At 61.1% G+C, this 18462-nt stretch carries 16 protein-coding genes and 2 pseudogenes; 5 read left to right on the plus strand and 13 right to left on the minus strand.

Annotated elements, in window-relative coordinates:
* Positions 1–10: 10 nt before the first annotated feature.
* The 3 genes from OKW37_RS14030 to OKW37_RS14040 are packed head-to-tail and all read right to left on the minus strand — an operon-like array spanning position 11 to position 3422.
* Positions 11–793: an enoyl-CoA hydratase/isomerase family protein gene (locus tag OKW37_RS14030; protein WP_429405831.1), complete on the minus strand. Its 783-nt coding sequence runs from the start codon at positions 791–793 to the stop codon at positions 11–13.
* Positions 786–2357: an acyl CoA:acetate/3-ketoacid CoA transferase gene (locus OKW37_RS14035; RefSeq protein ID WP_429405830.1), complete on the minus strand. Its 1572-nt coding sequence runs from the start codon at positions 2355–2357 to the stop codon at positions 786–788. Before OKW37_RS14035 ends, OKW37_RS14030 begins: the two co-directional genes overlap by 8 nt.
* A gap of 45 nt (positions 2358–2402) precedes the next feature.
* The gene (locus OKW37_RS14040; RefSeq protein ID WP_429405827.1) at positions 2403–3422 is read right to left on the minus strand and encodes a Gfo/Idh/MocA family protein; all 1020 of its coding nucleotides are present in this window, start codon (positions 3420–3422) and stop codon (positions 2403–2405) included.
* 117 nt (positions 3423–3539) lie between these two features.
* Between OKW37_RS14040 and OKW37_RS14045 the strand changes: the two genes are divergently transcribed.
* Entirely contained in the window at positions 3540–4625 is a 1086-nt protein-coding gene (locus OKW37_RS14045; RefSeq protein ID WP_429405825.1) for a LacI family DNA-binding transcriptional regulator, read from the plus strand.
* A gap of 138 nt (positions 4626–4763) precedes the next feature.
* Here the strand turns inward: OKW37_RS14045 and OKW37_RS14050 are convergent, their stop codons facing one another.
* Positions 4764–6011 (minus strand): DUF1479 domain-containing protein, encoded by a 1248-nt coding sequence (locus tag OKW37_RS14050; RefSeq protein WP_429353555.1) that lies wholly within the window; start codon positions 6009–6011, stop codon positions 4764–4766.
* 95 nt (positions 6012–6106) lie between these two features.
* On the opposite strand from OKW37_RS14050, the gene OKW37_RS14055 reads away from it, so the two are divergent.
* Positions 6107–7042, plus strand: a complete 936-nt coding sequence (locus OKW37_RS14055) for a helix-turn-helix domain-containing protein (protein WP_429405823.1) — start codon at positions 6107–6109, stop codon at positions 7040–7042.
* A 521-nt stretch (positions 7043–7563) separates the two neighbouring features.
* On the opposite strand, the gene OKW37_RS14060 is transcribed toward OKW37_RS14055, so the two are convergent.
* Complete coding sequence (locus tag OKW37_RS14060; RefSeq protein WP_429405821.1) at positions 7564–8538, minus strand: Tim44 domain-containing protein; 975 nt, start codon at positions 8536–8538, stop codon at positions 7564–7566.
* An 82-nt stretch (positions 8539–8620) separates the two neighbouring features.
* On the minus strand, positions 8621–9112 hold the full coding sequence (locus tag OKW37_RS14065; RefSeq protein WP_429405819.1) for a CBS domain-containing protein: 492 nt from the start codon (positions 9110–9112) through the stop codon (positions 8621–8623).
* A gap of 147 nt (positions 9113–9259) precedes the next feature.
* Here OKW37_RS14065 and nhaR point away from each other — a divergent pair, with 147 nt between their 5' ends.
* Entirely contained in the window at positions 9260–10156 is an 897-nt protein-coding gene (gene nhaR, locus OKW37_RS14070) for a transcriptional activator NhaR (protein ID WP_018419936.1), read from the plus strand.
* Positions 10157–10830: 674 nt separating this feature from the next.
* Here nhaR and OKW37_RS14075 read toward each other — a convergent pair.
* The 3 genes and pseudogenes from OKW37_RS14075 to OKW37_RS14085 all read right to left on the minus strand — a co-directional run bounded on the left by OKW37_RS14075 (position 10831) and on the right by OKW37_RS14085 (position 12637).
* Positions 10831–11181, minus strand: a complete 351-nt coding sequence (locus OKW37_RS14075; RefSeq protein WP_184066411.1) for an HPF/RaiA family ribosome-associated protein — start codon at positions 11179–11181, stop codon at positions 10831–10833.
* Positions 11182–11342: 161 nt separating this feature from the next.
* Positions 11343–11453, minus strand: a pseudogene (locus tag OKW37_RS14080) (LysR family transcriptional regulator); the annotation flags it as partial.
* Positions 11454–11530: 77 nt separating this feature from the next.
* Positions 11531–12637 (minus strand): diguanylate cyclase domain-containing protein, encoded by a 1107-nt coding sequence (locus OKW37_RS14085; protein WP_429405817.1) that lies wholly within the window; start codon positions 12635–12637, stop codon positions 11531–11533.
* Positions 12638–12684: 47 nt separating this feature from the next.
* On the opposite strand from OKW37_RS14085, the pseudogene OKW37_RS14090 reads away from it, so the two are divergent.
* Positions 12685–12801 (plus strand): annotated as a pseudogene (locus OKW37_RS14090) (IS30 family transposase); the annotation flags it as partial.
* A 174-nt stretch (positions 12802–12975) separates the two neighbouring features.
* Positions 12976–13722 (plus strand): SDR family NAD(P)-dependent oxidoreductase, encoded by a 747-nt coding sequence (locus OKW37_RS14095; RefSeq protein WP_429403996.1) that lies wholly within the window; start codon positions 12976–12978, stop codon positions 13720–13722.
* A gap of 186 nt (positions 13723–13908) precedes the next feature.
* On the opposite strand, the gene OKW37_RS14100 is transcribed toward OKW37_RS14095, so the two are convergent.
* The 4 genes from OKW37_RS14100 to OKW37_RS14115 all read right to left on the minus strand — a co-directional run bounded on the left by OKW37_RS14100 (position 13909) and on the right by OKW37_RS14115 (position 18462).
* A complete protein-coding gene (locus OKW37_RS14100) occupies positions 13909–15096 on the minus strand; it encodes a fumarylacetoacetate hydrolase family protein (RefSeq protein ID WP_429405815.1) in 1188 nt (395 codons plus the stop codon).
* 80 nt (positions 15097–15176) lie between these two features.
* Positions 15177–16748, minus strand: coding sequence for a UxaA family hydrolase (locus tag OKW37_RS14105; protein ID WP_429405813.1), 1572 nt, complete (start codon positions 16746–16748; stop codon positions 15177–15179).
* Positions 16749–16844: 96 nt separating this feature from the next.
* Complete coding sequence (locus OKW37_RS14110) at positions 16845–17594, minus strand: hypothetical protein (RefSeq protein WP_429405811.1); 750 nt, start codon at positions 17592–17594, stop codon at positions 16845–16847.
* On the minus strand, positions 17569–18462 hold the full coding sequence (locus tag OKW37_RS14115) for a fumarylacetoacetate hydrolase family protein (RefSeq protein ID WP_184043481.1): 894 nt from the start codon (positions 18460–18462) through the stop codon (positions 17569–17571). Before OKW37_RS14115 ends, OKW37_RS14110 begins: the two co-directional genes overlap by 26 nt.

Genomic DNA, 18462 nt, shown 5'->3' on the forward strand with positions numbered 1-18462 from the left:
AGTCGTCATGTCAGTTACCCTCAAAGTTCGCCGGCCGCTTTTCGCGAAAACTCAGCATTCCCTCACGCGCATCCGCAGTGGTTGCCGCCAATGCACCCGCCATCGCCTCGAGGGTGGCCGCAGCACCCTCGCCGTTTGCCGCGTTCACCAGTTGCTTGGTCAGTTGCACCGACACGGGCGCGAGACGTGCGATCTGTTCGGCCATCTCCAGCGCGGCGTTCAATGCGCCGCCCGCTGACGCCACTTCGTCGATCAGACCAATTTCGTGAGCGCGCGCGGCGTCGATGCGCCTGCCGGTGAGCGCGAGCATCTTTACCCTGCTCGCCCCAATGACCGAGACAAGCCGTTGTGTGGCAGACCAGCCCGGGCACGTCGCTATACCCGCCTCTGGCAGGGCGAAGGTCGCGGCAGGTTCTGCAATCCGGATGTCCGCGACCGCGGCGAGCTCCAGCCCGCCTCCAAGTGCGTGTCCATTGATCGCGGCGATGACCGGTGCACGAAGCGCAGCCCAACGATCAAAGACCCTGTGACCGCGCGGTACCCACTGACGCCACATATCAAGTGGCGTCAGCGCGGACCATTCATTGATGTCCGCACCCACGCAGAAAGCCTTCGTTCCCGAACCCGTCAGGACCACGGCGCGCACATCGGTCCACGTATCAAGTTCAGCGGCGACCGCCTCCAGACGCATCAGCATCAGTGGGGTCAAGGCATTGAGCTTCTCGGGGCGGTTCAACGTGACAACAGCGACTGCGCCGCTGCGCTCAAACTGGATTCCATCGATATCAGCCACGACGTGCCTCCCTGAGTTGCAGGCCGTACGGCGATTCGCTGAAAATCGCGGCATTCATGGTCTTCAGTTCCGATGAAACAATCAAAGGAAAGTCCGCCTGCTCAAGCACGTCCCTGTTCAGGTCGATGCCGGGCGCCACCTCGATCACTTCAAGACCTTGCTTCGTAAGCTGCAACACACAGCGTTCAGTCACATACAGCACCTGCTGACCACGCTGCTGCGCCATGCGGCCGCTGAACGTGACGTGGTCGACGTCGCCGATGAACTTCTTCGATTTGCCTTCCTGAAGGATCGTCAGCCGTCCGTGACCGACCTCCAGCTTCGCGCCGGCCGTGAAAAATCCCGAGAAGACGAGCTTCTTCGCGTGCGTCGTAATGTCGATGAAGCCGCCACATCCGGCAGTCAGGTACGGCTTGCTGGGCAGCTTCGAGACGTTCACGTGGCCGTTGCGGTCGATCTGCAGGAACGACAGCAGCGAAACATCGAAGCCGCCTCCCTGGAAGTAGATGAACTGCGAAGGCGACGGCATGATCGCGTCGGCGTTTGCCGAGCAACCGAAGGCGAAGCCGAGCAGCGGCATACCGCCCACCGCACCCTGCTCGATGGCCCACGTCACACGGCCGTTGAGTCCTTCTTCAAGGAGAATGCGCGGAACGTTGGCCGAAATGCCGAAGCCGAGATTCACCGCGTCTCCGTCCGCGATTTCCATCGCCGCGCGGCGCGCGATTACCTTTTCCGCGTTCCAGTCGGCAAATGCAAATTCGCTGTCCGGAACCTTGATTTCGCCGCTGATCTCCGGGTCGTATTCGATCTGCGTCGTCTGTTTCTGCTCGGGGTCCACGACCACGTAGTCAACGAGGTTGCACGGAATATGCACCTGCTGCGTACCGAGCGACCCTGCCTTCACGACTCGCTTGACCTGGGCGATGACAATGCCGCCGTTGTTACGCACTGCAAGCGCCTGGTCGCGGCCGCCGAGCAGCGCGCCTTCGTGTTCGTAAGACAGGTTGCCCCGCTCATCCGCTGTGGTGGCACGCACGATAGCGACGCGCGGCACGATATTCGGAAAGAAGAGCCACTCCTCGCCCGCGAACGTGACCTTGTCCACGATCGGCTCGGATTCCGAGAGACTGTTCATTGCGCCGCCCTGCCGGTCCGGATCGACGAAAGTGTCGAGCCCCACCTTGGTGAGGACGCCGGGGCGCTTCGCGGCCGCGTCCCGATGCATGTCAAACATCACACCGCTCGGCAGGTTGTATGCGCGGATTTCATTGTCGACCACCATCCGCCAGATGTCGGGCATCGGTAGACTCGATGGGCCGCTGGGAAACGAACCGGCGATGATCGACTTGATAAGACCGTGCTTCGCCAGATGATCAACGCCTTTGACGCCATACATGTCGCCAGCTGCTATCGGATGCAGCAGCGAAAGTTGTCGGGGATGGCCTTCGGTTTCAAAGCGCGTCCCGATCGCCGCCAGCATGGCGTCGGGGCAGCCAAGGCCACTCGACGAACTGACGGTCACAACGTCACCATCGTTGATCAGGCCTGCGGCAGTCGCCATCGAAATAACTTTGCTGGAACCCACAATAGATCTCCTCAAACTGACTCAGCGCACGAACTGCTGCGGGACGGCGACGTGTGCACCGGTTGAAGCCGACTCTTCAAGCGCAAGCGCGGTAACCAGTGACCGGTATCCGTCCCGGCCAGTGGCTGCGGGATCCTCACCGAGGAGAACAGCGCGATGGAACTGGGCGACCGCGTTGACATAAAGGTCCTGATGGACGACCTCGATGATTTCGAAACCTGCTGCTGAACGCAGCTCGATTTCTCCGACGGCGCGCTGGGTCATCACGTCACGTGCGATGAGCGAGCCTTCGGTCCCGTGGACCTCGAGGCCGGTCGGCGCGTACGGCACGGTGAACGCGTCGTGAATCTGGGCAAGCACGCCGTTACTGAACCGGATGATTCCCATCACGCCGTCGGCGAGGCCTTGGGTACCCATGCTTCCGGACGAGGTCATCGCGCTCACTTCGACGGGTTCTGCATCCAGAATGAAGCGAAGGGTGTCGGCGTCGTGCACGGAGATGTCGAGCACGACGCCGCCGCCCGCATCAGGGCGCTCGATTCGCCAGCCGCGGAGGTGCGGCGGTAGTGAGACCGCGTGGAAGACTCGCACGTAAAGCGGCGTGCCAACCGCACCGGAAAGGATGAGTTCACGCAGACGGCGGTGTGTCGCTGCACACCGCAGGTGATGGTTCGTGCCAAGGACAACCTGGTGGGCGGCGCACGCCTCGATCATCTGGCTCGCGTCAGCCTCTGAGAGCGCAAGCGGCTTTTCGCAGAGCACGTGTTTGCCGGCAGCGGCAGCCGCCAGTACCTGAGGCAGGTGTTTTTCGTTCGTGCTGCTGATGTAGACCGCGTCGATGTCGCGATCGGCGAGGATCTCATCGAGGTTCGTGCCGGACTTTGAAATCCGATGCTTGTCGGCGAACTCGCGGACGCGCCCGGCGCTGCCGCTGACGACCGCTTCGATCGTGCCGTCCGGCTGCGACCGGATCGCGTTGACCATCCACTCGTCGGCTATCGTGCTGGCGCCGATTAGCGCCCAGCGAATCTTGGAAGTCATTGTCTCTCTCCGTTGGAACGTTCCAACTAGCGTTTATTGGATCGTTCCAACAAACTGTAGTAGACTCATTTCACCGTGTCAAATACTTTTTGGAACGTTCCAATTGTGCAAAGCAACATGAAAACAGTTCCGACGATTCAGGACATTGCAGCGGCTGCGGGGGTATCCAAGTCGACGGTCTCGCTGGTCCTTCAACAGAGCCCAAAAATCAAGGCGGAGACGGCCGACAAAGTTCGGGCGGCGGCACACCTCCTCGGCTACGTCTATAACCGCGGCGCAGCAAATCTGCGCGGGACCCGAAGTACCATCGTCGGGATGGTCATTAATGATCTGACTAACCCCTTCTTTGTCGAGTTGCTCGTCGCCATCGAGCGGGTACTCGCGCAGTCCGGATACACGACGCTGATGGCGCACACTGCCGAAAACGTCGCGACCCAGACCCGTGTTCTGCAATCGATGCGTGAGCAGAATGTGGCCGGCCTGATCATGTCTCCTGCGCTGGGAACACCTGAGCAACTGCCGGACGAGATCAAGTCCTGGGGAATTCCACTTGTCCTTGTCATGCGACCGATGGGCACGGATGTCGACACGGTCGGAGTCGACAACAGCTTTGGATTCGCTCTCGCGACGGAACATCTGGTTGCTCAGGGCCACACACGTATCGCATTCGCCGGCAATCGAACGGGGTATGCGGTTGCGAACCAGCGCAGGCAGGGCTACCTCACGGCGATGGCCAGTCATGCCCTGCCTGTCGCCGACGAGTGGATCATCGACGTTGAACTGACTCCGGAGGGCGGTCGCAAGGCTGTCCGCTCCATCTTCGAGATGCGGCCTCGTCCGACGGCGGTGGTTTGCTATAACGACCAGGTTGCGTTTGGCGTGTTGCATGAACTGGACCGAATGGGCAAACGTGCGGGCAAGGCGCTCGCGGTCGTTGGCTGTGACAATGTGGTGGCGGCAGAACATACCAATCCGCCACTCACTACTCTTTCCGCTGGAGCGGACAAACTCGGCACGATCGCGAGTGAGACGCTGCTGGCCAGGCTCGATCCAGCGGCGGACGGAAAAGAACCACCCGTGCAGTACTTCGCCATTCCGCAGCTGGTCGTCAGGGAATCAAGCGTGGGCTCCGCGGGGCGCCACCCGCATCTTTCCGTCGATCCCACCCGCACAGAACGTCGCGTTGCAGGCCAGCGGCAATAGACTTCTGCCCCCTTGATGCATCGCGCGTCAGCCAGAGGGCCTGGCCGGATCGTGTCGGGCTGTCTGGCTAACCCCGAACCGACCAGGCTACCCGCCTACGAATCAGTGGATTGCCTTTCAGCCCCCAGCGACCGCGTTTCACAGCGTAAAGCCCATCTGGTCCTTGCCGAGTTCAGTCAGGTCTGTCTCCGCCGCACGTCCGACAAAGTCGACTTCGAAATTGTCCGCAGGAAAGTCCGGCGGGCTATCTCCGTTGAGAAAGGTCGGCAGCTGGCGTTTAAGGTAGGCGTCGTTCTTTGCACACGCTGGCGCAGCCGATATGTACATGACGTTGCTGTAGCCCTTGCCACGATGGGCATCTTCGACCGCGTGAATCACGTCGCTATGCCAGAAGACGGTGTCCCCTGCCTGCATCAGTGGAATGGAGGACAACGCTTCTTGAAGCGGACCATGCCACTCCCGCTTGATCGAAAGTGCGCGGCCAGGTAATGCGCCGCACAGGTCGTCGTCTGGCACGTCATCCTGGAGAGCGCGCAACAACACATACACCATGGCGTTGGCAATTGGCACAAGCTGAAGCGTGCCGTCTCCCGGACCTTGCGCAGTGAGCGCTGTCCAGCCCTGGAAAGTACGGAACATCGAACAGACGGTCGGTGACGGAATCTCTCTCGCCTCGGGGCGATACGCGGCATCGAACGCGTCGTAGCGGCGCCAGTCGCCACTAAACACGTGTCGATAGACACGCCGGAAATTGTCGTCAAGCCAACGTTCGACTGACCCACCGTCGCAATGAGCAGACAGCCCGAGCGACTCCGAGCCGGGGGGGCGACGCCGCAGCCGGTCCGCGTACACTGGAACGCGGTCCGGATCGAAATGAACGCGCCCTTCACTGTCGTGTTTCCAGAGGCGGTTCAGAAAGACGCGCGTCTGAGTGAGTTCGGGCGCCTGGCGCGCTTCGACCTGAGGCTTCGACCAGTAAATGCCATAGATCTGGGGCTTGCTCGAAGCGAGGTTGCCGAAGTACCTGTCTTCTGCACGATGCGCGAGTTTTTCATCGAGGTCATTGGACTCGACATACTCAGCGACCTGCGCGTCCCACCGTTCAGCGCGCTCGCGGCTGAACACGTCCCGGACGACGCAGGCTCCTCGATCCTTGATCGATGCGATCTGCGCGGCGCTCACCCGGTCAGCCGCGATATCCGCATACTGGATTTCAGGAATGACGGACTCACCGCGGGCACGCTGCTCCACGATGGTAGCGACGTTGCGCTGAATTTCAGCTTCGACCTGCTGGAATACTTCCTTATAGTTCGGAAGGCCGGCGCGCAACAGCTTTTTGACCGCCCGAATAGCGGTCGGCAAATCGTCGATGTGAAGGGATTCCATGGTGGCGTCTCCTGGTGTTCTTTGATGACTGAAGCTTAGCCTGGGCCAGGATGGACGGGTGATACAATAAGGTCAACTTCTTTGCGATTCCAGCCATGAAGCCTCTATACGAACATGTCGAGATGAGCGCCGGATGCTCCGTGCGGGTTTATTACCGGAAGCTTCCGCGTATTCCGTTCGAATGGCACCATCACCCGGAATATGAACTCACCTTGACGATGAATAGCCGTGGCAAGCGCTACATCGGTGACTCGATCGCCGGGTACGAGGGCGACGACCTGGTGCTCGTCCCGCCGGACTTGCCTCATACCTGGTCGTCGAACCGTTCGATCGACGGCAGCGCCCCGCAGGTCGCTATCGTCATCTGGTTCGAAGGCGACTGGGCGCGACGACTGGCAGATTGCTGCCCCGAGTACGAAGCACTTCATCGGCTTCTGCGACGCGCTGCCTGCGGCCTTGCGTTCAGAGCGGAAGCCGGGGCAACGGTGCGTAGCCGACTCGAGGGTCTTTTGTCTGTGTCTCCCAGAGAGAGACTCAGCGTTGCGCTGGACATCCTGTGCACATTGGCCGATGAGGAAGCACGGCCACTCGCGTCCCCCAACGCATTCGATCAGAACAACGTGGGGCGGCCGTCCGGCCACGAGCCGGAGCGGATAAATCGGGCGTTAGCGGTTATCGAGGCAAGGTTTGCCGAACGGCTGACACTCACGGAATTAGCCGCCGCCGCGACCCTTTCAGAGCGCACACTCAATCGATATTTTGTTCAGCATATCGGCGAAAGTGTTGGGAAGTATGTGAACCGTGTGCGAATAGGTCACGCATGCCGAATGCTCGCAGACACCTCATGGCCCGTGTCGGTTATCGCCGCGCATTCGGGATTTCCCAACGTTGCCAATTTCAACCGTCAATTTCGCGCGCTGAAAAAGACGACTCCCGCGGCCTATCGGAAAGAGTTTACTGATACACCCCGACATCAACTGAACGCACCGTTGACACTGGAAGCAAGGTCGCCATCCTTGGACCGCTCATGACGCACTGTTTTCATTGACTGGTAGCCATACGTCACACCCGTGGGCCGGCCTCTCGGGGACTGAGCGCGCGCGTCGTGTCCTGCGCAAACCTTTCCAGAGTCGCCATTGACCTGCGTGGCGAGATCTCCAGTCGAACTCTGAAGTTGGTGGATGAGGCCGGTCGAAGCGACACGTCGCGTCTCTCAGAGCGGGTGCCTGGTTAAGGCCGTTTGCGCGTAAGCGGCCGTTCGTTGAGCGCATGACTTGATGGGTACCGGTGACTACCATGGCCAAGATGCTTTCACGGGCCATCCGGCAGGTATCGGAGTGGACCAGCCGTTCAGACGACTGCTTAGTGGCATGGGCGAGCGGCAGCAACTGGCCGACTATCGCCTCATGCGCCCAGCGTTTGCCACTCCGCAAGTGGCGCTCGGCTTTCTCACGCACGGTCGCTGTCGAAAGGTTGGTCTCAGGTAGTTCCGCGGCGCGCGCCACCCCAACGAGTAACCGGCAGCAGGCCGCTGCCGGTTTCAACTACACTCTCATCCGTCAATTTGCTGAATGCCGGCCAGTCGCCACGCCTGGTTGCCACGTGCGTCGCTGACCATGTTCCAGACTTCCTGGAACGGCTGGGCAGTCGGCGCATCGTCTTCCCGCATTTGACCGTAAAAGCGAACGCTAACCAGCGTTTCATCCGCATTGCATTCTGTGCCAAGCACTTCCGCGTCAAGTTGCGTGACTTCCGTATGACTCACCTGGCGACCCCGAGCTTCGAGATCCCGCTTGATTTGCGCGAACATCTCCGGGGTCGTCAATTCGAACAGGTCACCCTGCTCGTTCCGGTCCCATGCACCTTGAAGGCGCATGAACAAGGTCTTTGCCGATACAAGAAACGCCGCCTGATCTTGCTCGAGTGGTAGTCCCGTTGTCCTCTCCGTGTCCGCTGCTCCCGTCGAACCCATCGCCGCGTTCGGCCAGCCCCGCAAGTTCGCTTCAGGCCGCGCTTGCGGGATCTGATTCAGAAACCGTGAGCCGTTCGTTTGCTGGCGGTTCACGGGACCGTGTCCATAGGCAAGATCCGGACGACGCCGGTTGGCGATAAAGCGGAACAGCATCACGCCGGCGAAAATCACCGCCCCGATCAGCAACGCATTCGACAACATCTGCGCCAGCCCTTCGCCCAGGCCAAACGACGACAGTAATGCGGCAATCCCAAGGCCCGCAGCGAGACCCGCCAGCGGGCCCATCCAGCGGTTACCCGCTGCCGCAGCAGGCGCCTGCGCGGCCTGTTGTGCCGGCTGTGCCTGTTGTGCCTGTTGGCTTTGCTGTGCTTGTCCAGACGGCGACGCCGTCTGCGACTGCCGCCCGATGTTTTGACTCCCGCCTACGCGCTTCGCCTCGGCGTCGTTCGACGCCACGGCGCCCAGCGCCAGCAGTCCCGCCAGACCCAGCACGGCCGTCCCGCGCGTGACTGCACCGGCAGCAAGTCGTAATTTGTTGATGATTTGCGTGTACATAAAAACCTCTTTCGATGAGTCGCGAAACTGCCCGCAACGCGCTCCATTTGCGCGCGCAAATACATTACGAACAGTAATATTTTTAGCTACGCAAGCTCGCCGCTGGTTGTGCCTTCGATCCATCAAAAGCGGCGTGAAAACCGTTGCCGTGGATGTAGTGCTCCAGTTGCCGGATGGTGTGTTCCTGCTCGGAAATCAGGTTCTTGATCAGGTCGCCGATCGACACCATTCCTGTCACCTGCCCTGCCCTGATCACAGGCAGATGGCGAATCCGATGTTCTGTCATGATCGCCATGCACTCGTCCGTCGTCTGCTCCGGACTGACATAACGCACCGCCGTCGACATGATGTCGCGCACAGGCGTATTCGTTGACGAGCGTGCCATCAGAACGATCTTCCGGGCGTAATCGCGCTCCGTCACGATGCCGGCTATGCGCCCGTCGTGCGTGGCGATGAGCGCTCCAACCTCCCGGTGAGCCATGATCGATATCGCGTTGCAAACCGAAGCGGATGCCTCGATCGACCACACTGTCCGGGAAGCTTTCGCACGCAGCAATTCTGCAACCGATGCCATATGTCACCTCTGTCAGCTGTCATGAAACGCCCGCCGACGCTTCGGGGCGAGGTTTTAATCTAACTGAGCTCATGCCAACATAAAATTCGTATTTTTATTGTTGATACTTCGAGAAAAACGTATCTTTCCGTAATCGGTGGAGGGTTCGTGAATTTCAAGCATCTCTATTACTTTTGGGTCGCGGCTCGCGCGGGCGGCATCGTGCGCGCGGGCGAGCAGTTGCACATCACGCCGCAAACGCTCAGTGGCCAGATCAAGCTTCTCGAAGAGGCGCTGGATAAGAAGCTGTTCAGGAAAACCGGCCGCACGCTCGAACTGACCGATGCCGGGCGCCTCGCGCTCGACTACGCCGACGAGATATTTTCGTTAGGTTCGGAACTCGAAAGCGCTGTGCGGCGCGAAAGCGAATCCGGTGCGCAAACGCGGTTTCGCGTCGGGATCGCGGATTCGGTCCCCAAGGCGATTGCGTACCGGCTGCTGGAACCCGCGCTGAGCGCCTCGGCGTCGCTGCGCATGATCTGTCACGAAGGCAAACTGCACGCGCTGCTCGCGCAACTGGCCGTGCACCGCCTCGACCTGATCATCGCGGACGCCCCCATTCCCGTCGACGTCAACATCAAGGCGTTCAATCACCGCCTCGGACGTTCGACGCTAAGCTGCTTCGGAACCCAGGCGCTGATTCAAGGCAGCAAAAAACGCTTCCCGATGTCGCTCGACAAGCTGCCTGTGCTACTGCCCGGCACGGAATCCGCCGTGCGGCGCAAGCTGGATCACTGGCTCGCCTCGCACGCCATTTCGCCGCGCATCGTCGGCGAGTTCGACGACGGAGCGATGACCATGGCATTCGGCCGCGAAGGCCGCGGCCTGCTGTTCGCGCCAACCGTGCTCGAAAGCCAGTTGCAGACAGAGCACAACCTGACGATAGTCGGGCAGATCAATTCGATCGTCGAGGAATTTTTTGCAATCTCTATCGAGCGCCACATCAGCCACCCGGCTGTCGCGATGATCATGGACGCGGCGCGTAGCGAACTGTTCAACGTTTAGCGGGGCCGTTTCCGATGTGAACGCGACGTTCGAATGTCGTCGTGAGAGGACGTGCCGGTGGGTGGCGATGGCCGCACCCGGCCGGATGGCCACGCACTCGCATAAGCACCACGAATTGAGCAGCGGCGATAAATGAATAGGCTCCAGCAAAACGGTGGCGTTGGTATCAGGCGGAATGCCAGCAGGCGGAACCCGACGAAGGCGCCGGCGTCGTCCGCGAGACAGCTGCGCTGACGATGATCGCAATGCGATAGTTCCATTGGGCCGATCGCGCCTTGCGAGCCGAGAAATGGAACCGTGCAAAGGTCGCCCATCGACCCGTTGTCATTCGACAACAGCTCTTGCCACCGTCTCTTCCTGAAGTGCTGCGGTCGTTCGTTCACTACTTTACCAACGGATGCTGGTGGAAAGCCGGCAGTACGCTGTTTCGCGGGTATTGACTGCAGTCGCACAATCGATCTCGCCTTTATCGCGGCGACGTCCCGGCAATTCGTCGCCGCGTTCGCCGGTTGCAACCGACTGAGGGGCCCGATATGGCAATGCCAGGAAGCGAATTACCCGGCGGCCGCCAAGCTCCGGTGATAGGTAGCGCCCAGCGGTGCGTTGCTATCCGAGCCTTCCAGAACGAATCGAGCGGCATTGTTTTAGGGGCAGTCCGCTAGGCCTTGTCGCGCCTAGAGGCCGCTACCCCGGTAAACGGCATCGAAATCACGGGGACCCCGAGTCGCAATGCGCGCCTGCTGCCTGCGGATGATCGAACGCGCCGCGCGGGCCAGCGCGAGATCGAGTGCGCCGCGCCAGTCTCTTGCGATCGAGGTCACGACGACAGGCGTCGCATCGGGCGTCTGCACCTGCACCTGGCAGCGTTTGTCGAGTCCGCCGCGCGGGCCGTTGATGTCCGACATGCTGACGGTCGCCTTCGAAATCAGCCAGTCCATGCGGCGAAACACGAACCGGATGCGTTGGCGCGCGAAGCTGCGCAGACGGACGGCTTCACGGTCGCGGGACTTGAACAGGACTTGCATGAGACACCTCCTTCGTGGGTACGGCTCAAGAGTACGGTGAGAAGGCGTCGAGGAAAAAGCAGAAATAACGGAAATGCAGCTTCGGAAAAACCGAACCTTCTTTTTCGTGATCACGAACGCGCTCACGCATGCGCCGCACTCAACACCTTTTGCGTCAAAGGAGCAAGAATGGCATGGACGGCCAGCTTCGAAATGCCATCCGTCAAGCCGACCGCGAAGCGCGCGACGGTCCCGCTGGCCGCTTCGCGCACTTCGTCGTGCAACGCGTGCCCGGCCGCGTCCGCGGCCCTGCACCTGCATCAAATGCGCACGCCAACACGAGCAGGGCACCGCCGGGAACCCTATCCGCTTACACGCCGGCACCCGTCTCATCGAAGAATGAGGTTTTGTCCGTCCCGTTCGCTTTGGCGCGATACATCGCGCTATCGGCCTGGCGCATCAGGGCGTGCGCATCAAGACGTCCGTCCGCGCTATTGGCACCGAGCATGCGCACGCCAATGCTGGCCGATACGGCGACGGGATGACCGCCGATCTCTCGAAGCCCATGAAGGATGTCGTGAATACCGTCGGCAATCGCGCGCGCGCCGGCGTCGCCATGCACGTGGCGGGCGAGCACCGCGAACTCGTCGCCTCCCAGGCGGGCAACCGTATCGCCGCGGCGAATGCGGGTCTGCAGACCGTTGGCGAAGCACTGCAACAGTTCATCACCCACCGCGTGCCCATAAGCGTCATTGACGTACTTGAAGCCGTCGAGATCGATGAACAGCAAGACAGACTGTCCTTTATCGTCGTCTCGCGCCGCAGTCGCTTTAGCGATCGCCTGCTCGAGGCGAGTGCGGTTGCTGAGTCCTGTCAGAGGGTCCGTCGCAGCCTGCCGTTCGAGCCGATGCACGAGGGCCATCAAGTACACGGAAGTCGCCGCGATGCTGAGCATGATGCCCAATCCCACCGCGAGGTTTTCTCTCCACCACGGCTCGACGTGCATCAGAATCACGACGCCTGCAAGCGCAACTGCACATGAAAGTAGCAACGGCCGCTTGCCGTGGCGGCAACCGGCACCCACAAGGAACCAGAACACGACCCAGAGCAAGGGCAGCGCCACGCGCCCGCCGAGCGCCAAGGCAGTCATGACAAGCGCCTGGTCTGCAATGGTGGTGACCGTCAATCGAAGGCGCGGCCGAACCGTCGCGGCGGCCGCGGCTACGTATGTCGCCACGCCGAATACCACGTATGCGAAAACCACGCCCAGAGTGTCATACGCGGCGGCCGTGCGTTGGAGCGCGGCGACGGCGATATAGCCGATCAACACGACCGTGCCCAAGCATATCCGGAGGAGCGCCTGCTCCTTCTCAGGTTGTCCGCGAAAGACACCTAGAAACGTTTGCTCATGCCAACGCTGCGCGCCCGGCCGCTCCATGCCGTGTACCCCGTCAATATTGTCTTTTGCAGCGGGCATTCTATCGCTTTTGCCGGCGACCAATGCTTCTTGCCGCTCTCTGCGTCTACTCACAGGCCCGGCTTAATGCAGCAGCAAGGCGGCTCAATGAACGCCCTCGGAAAACACTAAACTTCGACACACCAGCTGAGCGATTTCATCAAACTGTTGCATCGACCGGTTGAATCCGTACGCCAGAACGGCCGAAAGATCGATGAAAGCAGCAGGGCGACTCTCCGGCGAAGACGCTTTGAAGGGGGCAAACCAGGATGCTTTCCGACAACGCCTCGCTCGGCGACACCACGCCTCGCAGACGAGGCCACAGCCGGTTCTGCCCCCCGCAACTGAGGAGTTCCACGATGCCAGCTCATTCGCTCAACTTAAACGATCGTGTCGCCTTGGTGACCGGCGGCTCGCGCGGAATCGGACGCGCCATTTCGATCGCGCTTGCCTCAGCCGGCGCAGCAGTCGCCGTCAACTATCGGCAACGCGAGAACGACGCGGCCGACGTCGTCGCGGAAATCGAACGCGCCGGAGGCCGCGCGATCGCGGTATGCGCCGACGTATCGGTCGCAGACAACGTCGAAGCGATGATCGCCGAGGTGGAAAACCGCCTCGGCCTGATCGACGTGCTCGTGAACAACGCGGGCACCGCGACGATCGTCGACATCGACGATCTCGCGGAAGCGGAGTTCGATCGAACGCTCGCCGTCAATCTGAAATCGGCGTTTCTCTGCACGCAGACAGTGCTGCCCGGCATGCGCGCGAGGCGCTGGGGCCGCATCGTCAACGTCTCGTCGGCCGCCGCCCGCGGCCCCGGCTTGGTTGGCGTTCACTACAACGCATCGAAAGCCGGCCTCGAAGGCTTGACGCGCGGCTATGCGGCACGGCTCGCCCGCGAAGGGATCACCGTCAACGCCGTTGCACCGGGACCGATCGACACCGAAATGGCTGGACCGCTTAAGGCGTCCAACGTCGCAGAAAGGCTGCCCGTCGGGCGCTTGGGCGAAGCGAGCGAGGTCGCGGAGGTCGTGCTGATGGTCGTCGGCAACGCATTCATCACGGGCCAAACGATCCCCGTCAACGGAGGCGCAAGCTTCATATAGATCCTTGGCCGCATCGCGCGCGGGCAAGATCCGATATGGGCACCGCTTGGACCGTGCAGCCGCAAACGGTCCAGTTTGAGGATGCGTTTAAAGCAGGTTGCTTGAAGTGACGCGACAACTGCGTTGACAGCCGCCGGTCCGCTGATAGTCAATGAAATATCAGCGGACCCACGGGCAATGGAGCGACTACGACTCCGCTTTCCCGGTATGCCGACGAAGAATGCTGGCGAGCAGTGCGCCGACCCCAAACTCCCAGGGCGCAATGCGATGCGAATGGTTGACCGTGTTGATGAGCGCACCGAATCGCGGGCTCGATACCGTCACCGTATCGCCGATCTGATGCGTGAATCCTTGCCCTGGCACGCTACGATCCGCGGTCGGTGCAAACAACGTCCCGAGATAAAGCATCATTCCGTCCGGGTATTGATGGTGAGAGCCCATCGCTTGCGCAACGAGTTCTGTCGGGTCCCGGCTGATGCGTTTCATGGAGCTCGCCCCTGTCAGAACATATCCATCTGTTCCTTCTACGCGTAGCGAAAGCTCCGCAGCCCGAACATCATCGAGACCGAATCTACTGTCGAAGAGGCGAATGAACGGGCCAATCGAGGCCGACGCGTTGTTGTCCTTCGCCTTACCGAGCAGCAGTGCACTCCGGCCTTCGAAATCCCGGAGATTGACGTCGTTCCCAAGCGCGGCGCCGACGATTTCCGCCCGGCTGGTCACCGCCAGCACGATTTCAGGCTCCGGGTTATTCCACTGCGAATTTTCATGAATTCCGATTTCGCTGCCGGTACCGACAACGGACATGGGCTGCGCTTTCGTGAAAATTTCCGCATCGGGACCGATGCCGACTTCCAGATACTGCGACCACATTCCTTCCTGAATAAGTACCTGGCGCACCGCTTCGGCTTCGGCAGACCCCGGGCGAACGCTTGCGAGCCGATCGCCCAGTGCTGACATGACACGCGCGCGCACTTCGTCGGCCCGGCTCGCGTCGCCTCCCGAGCGCTCCTCGATCACCCGCTCCAGAAGGCTTTCGACGAACGTCACACCGCTCGCCTTGACCGCCTGAAGGTCACATGGCGCGATGAGCCAAGGAGTCGACGGATCGCGCCGATCGAAGGCGGAATTGGCAAGAACCAGGTCCAGTGTCGCAAGTCTCGGCAGGTCCGCAGCGGCCTCCTTCAGCCGAAGGCCGATTCCTGGCTGCTCAAGCAGCGTGCTGGTCGTCAGCGCGAACGACGACACATCCACCAGTTCGCCACCGATAACGGCAACAGGACACGGCGCGCCGATATCGGGGCACCACGCGCGCCCCACGAGCACCGCCTGCTCCAGATCGTCAGGCAACGCGGATCGGTCATTCAATGGCATCTAATCTTTTTCCAACCTGGTATGGGTTATTGCTGAGCATCAGTGCGGTGCACGCTCTACTTGTGCCGGACAACAGCGGCTCACATGATTGCGCTGATTTGCCAAGGCACGAATTCGTTTTGCCCGTAACCGTGCTGCTCGCTACGAGAGCGTTTCCCGGAGGCCACGTCGAGCAGCAGTTGGAACAGCACTGCGCCAAGTTGCTCGATCGTTGTGCTGCCTTCCAGCACTTCTCCGCAGTTCAGGTCCATATCGTCGGACTGACGTTGCCACAGCGCGGTGTTTGTCGCGAGCTTTACCGATGGCGAGGGCGCGCAGCCGTAAGCCGAACCGCGTCCCGTCGTAAAGCAGATCAGGTTCGCACCGCCGGCAACCTGGCCGGTCGCCGACACCGGATCGTAGCCAGGCGTGTCCATGAACACGAGACCGCGCGCCTTGACCGGCTGAGCGTATTCGTACACCTCGACCAGGTTCGTGGAGCCTGCCTTTGCGATGCCGCCCAACGATTTCTCGAGGACGGTCGTCAAACCGCCGGCCTTATTGCCCGCCGACGGATTGTTGTTGATCTGCGCGCCTTGCCGCTGCGCGTATGCTTCCCACCACCTGATGCGATCGACCAGTTTCTGTCCCACTTGGGGCGTTAGCGCGCGGCGGGTCAATAAGTGCTCGGCGCCATAAATCTCCGGCGTCTCCGAGAGAATCGCGGTACCGCCGTGCCGCACGAGCAAATCGACGGCTGCACCCAGCACAGGATTGGCCGTGACGCCCGAATATCCGTCCGACCCACCGCATTGAAGGCCAATGGTGAGATGACTTGCCGAAACCGTTTCCCGCTTAACGTCATTCGCGTCGGGCAACATCTGCCGAACCAGTTCGATACCTTTTGCAATTGTCAGGGTCGTGCCACCGGTGTCCTGAATCGTGAAGGTTCGCAAGCGGTCGTGTTCCCTGAGCCCCTGGGTTTCGAGCAGCCGCGAAATCTGATTCGTTTCACAGCCCAGGCCGATAACCAGCACGCCCGCGAAGTTGGGATGGCACGCATAGCCGCCAAGTGTGCGCTGGAGGATCGCGAGGCCGTCGCCTTCGGAGTCGATAGCGCAACCCGAACCATGGGTGAGCGCGACGACGCCATCGACGTTCGGAAACGCGGCCAACGCTTCAGGACGAATGTCACGGCGGAAATAGTCGGAAATGGCTCGCGCGACCGTGGCGGAGCAGTTCACCGAGGTAAGGATGCCGATGTAATTGCGCGTCGCCACACGGCCGTCTTCACGCACAATGCCGCGAAATGTCGCCGATTCAGTTGACGGGACAGTGGCACGTACGCCCTGACTGAATGCGTAGTCACGGGCGAATTCGCCCATCGCGAGATTATGGGTGTGAACGTGCTGCCCCGCGCGGATCGGCTGACTCGCAAAGCCGATGATCTGGCCATAACGGTGCACCGCTTCACCTTCACCGATGTCGCGTGTCGCCACTTTGTGACCGGGCGGGATCAATCCCGAGACCGTCACCGCTTTCTCATCCAGCAACGTGCCGGACATGAGCTGATCGAGGGCGATGACGACATCGTCAGCGGGATTGAGTCGAATGACGCGAACCGGTCTGGCCGCGGTCGATGCGACGGACTTGCCCGCAACAGGGGACGACATGGAACTACTCCTTCGTTTCTCAATGCGTAACGACGGTTTCAGGATCGGCTGCACGACGTCGCATTACGCGCGGTGCAGCCGTGTTCAAACGACGTTTCAGCCAGCGCTCCACGGTGTCTTGCAGCGCGTGTACTCGAGTTGATAGAGCGTGGAGTCCGGCGCAACCGCAGCGGCCCCTGGCAAAGCAGTGAGCCCGGCTAGGAAAGCGTCCACGGTTGTGCGGACGTAGTCGGCACGGCATCCTTCGATCATCACGATCCATGTCGGCACCTGGGTGCCTTCCGAACGCGCCTTCTTCTCAGCAGTTTCGACCTTGCTGACGGCCTCATCGGCCAGACACAGGTGCACGCCCGTGATCCCGGGCCGGTCGGCGAGCGGCGGCAAGACCCGTTGACGCAATCCCTTCACGACATCGGCCCGCGCCGCGCAAGGCACGTCGAAGCGCACCGTCATGAAATTGACTCCCTGCCCAACACCTTCCGAATACGCCACATGGCAGATCGAGCGGGCCACGCTGCGAAACGAGGCGACGACCTGCTTCGTCCACGGCGTCGGCGAATTGAGCCGAAGCAGGTAGTCCTGCGCGCCGAGCACCTCCACGGTGTCGGCTTCGTACAGATTGAAGTACTCGGGGCCCGCATCCAGCGCAATGTAGCGCCGCCCGCGCCTGAACCCCGGAATCCCGGCGCGTTCCGGCATGTGCTCGCGGTTGTGCCACTCGTAGAATTCATCCTTCGCTTCCGGCAGCAGGTCATGCCAGATTGCGACGACGCCCGTTCCAGCAAGGCTCATATCTCCTCCTTCTACAGATCGAATCGTTTTATCGTGCCAACGGATATTCGCCACGGCCCCATGCCGTGCCAAGCGAATCCGCATACCGCACGACCTTCTGGCTCTGCTCGCCGAGTCCGCTGCCGCCGAGGGTCATGGTGTCGCCCGCTTTCAGAAAGACGGGCGGCTTCTGACCGAGGCCGACACCGGGAGGCGTCCCGGTAATAATGACGTCGCCAGCCATCAGCGGCATGAAGCGGCTGAGATACGCCACGATATGCGCGACGTTAAAGATCATCGTGCGTGTGTTGCCCGTCTGACGACGTGTGCCGTTGACGTCGAGCCACAGGTCGAGCACCTGCGGGTCGGGCACTTCATCACGCGTTACGAGCCAAGGGCCGAGCGGCGCAAAAGAGAAGCCGCTTTTGCCCTTGGTCCACTGGCCTTCGCGTTCGAGCTGATACGCGCGTTCGGAAACGTCATTGGCAAGGCAGTAACCCGCCACATGATCGAGCGCGGTAGCTTCGTCGATCTGCCAGGCGGGTTTGCCGATCACCACGCCCAGTTCGACCTCCCAATCCAGCTTTTGCGCGTCTGCCGGCAAGATGACCGGATCGTTCGGGCCGCTGATCGAACCCGTATGCTTGTTGAACACGACGGGTTCCCGCGGAATCGGCGTATCGGTTTCGGCGGCATGGTCGGTGTAGTTCAGACCAATGCACACGAGGTTACGGACATTGCCGATACAGGCGCCCAGGCGCGTGCCCGCTTCCACGACGGGCAGGCGATTCAGATCGAGTTCGCTCAGCTTCGCAAGGGCGGCAGGCGAAACAGTCGTTCCGTCGATGTCGTCGACGACGCCGGTCAGATCGCGGATCGCGCCGCTCGAATCGATGACACCGGGATGCTCCTGACCAGGCTGGCCGAAACGGACGAGACGCAT

Origin of the sequence: Paraburkholderia sp. MM5482-R2, assembly GCF_050436125.1 — a bacterium.
In the GTDB taxonomy this organism is placed as follows: domain Bacteria; phylum Pseudomonadota; class Gammaproteobacteria; order Burkholderiales; family Burkholderiaceae; genus Paraburkholderia; species Paraburkholderia tuberum.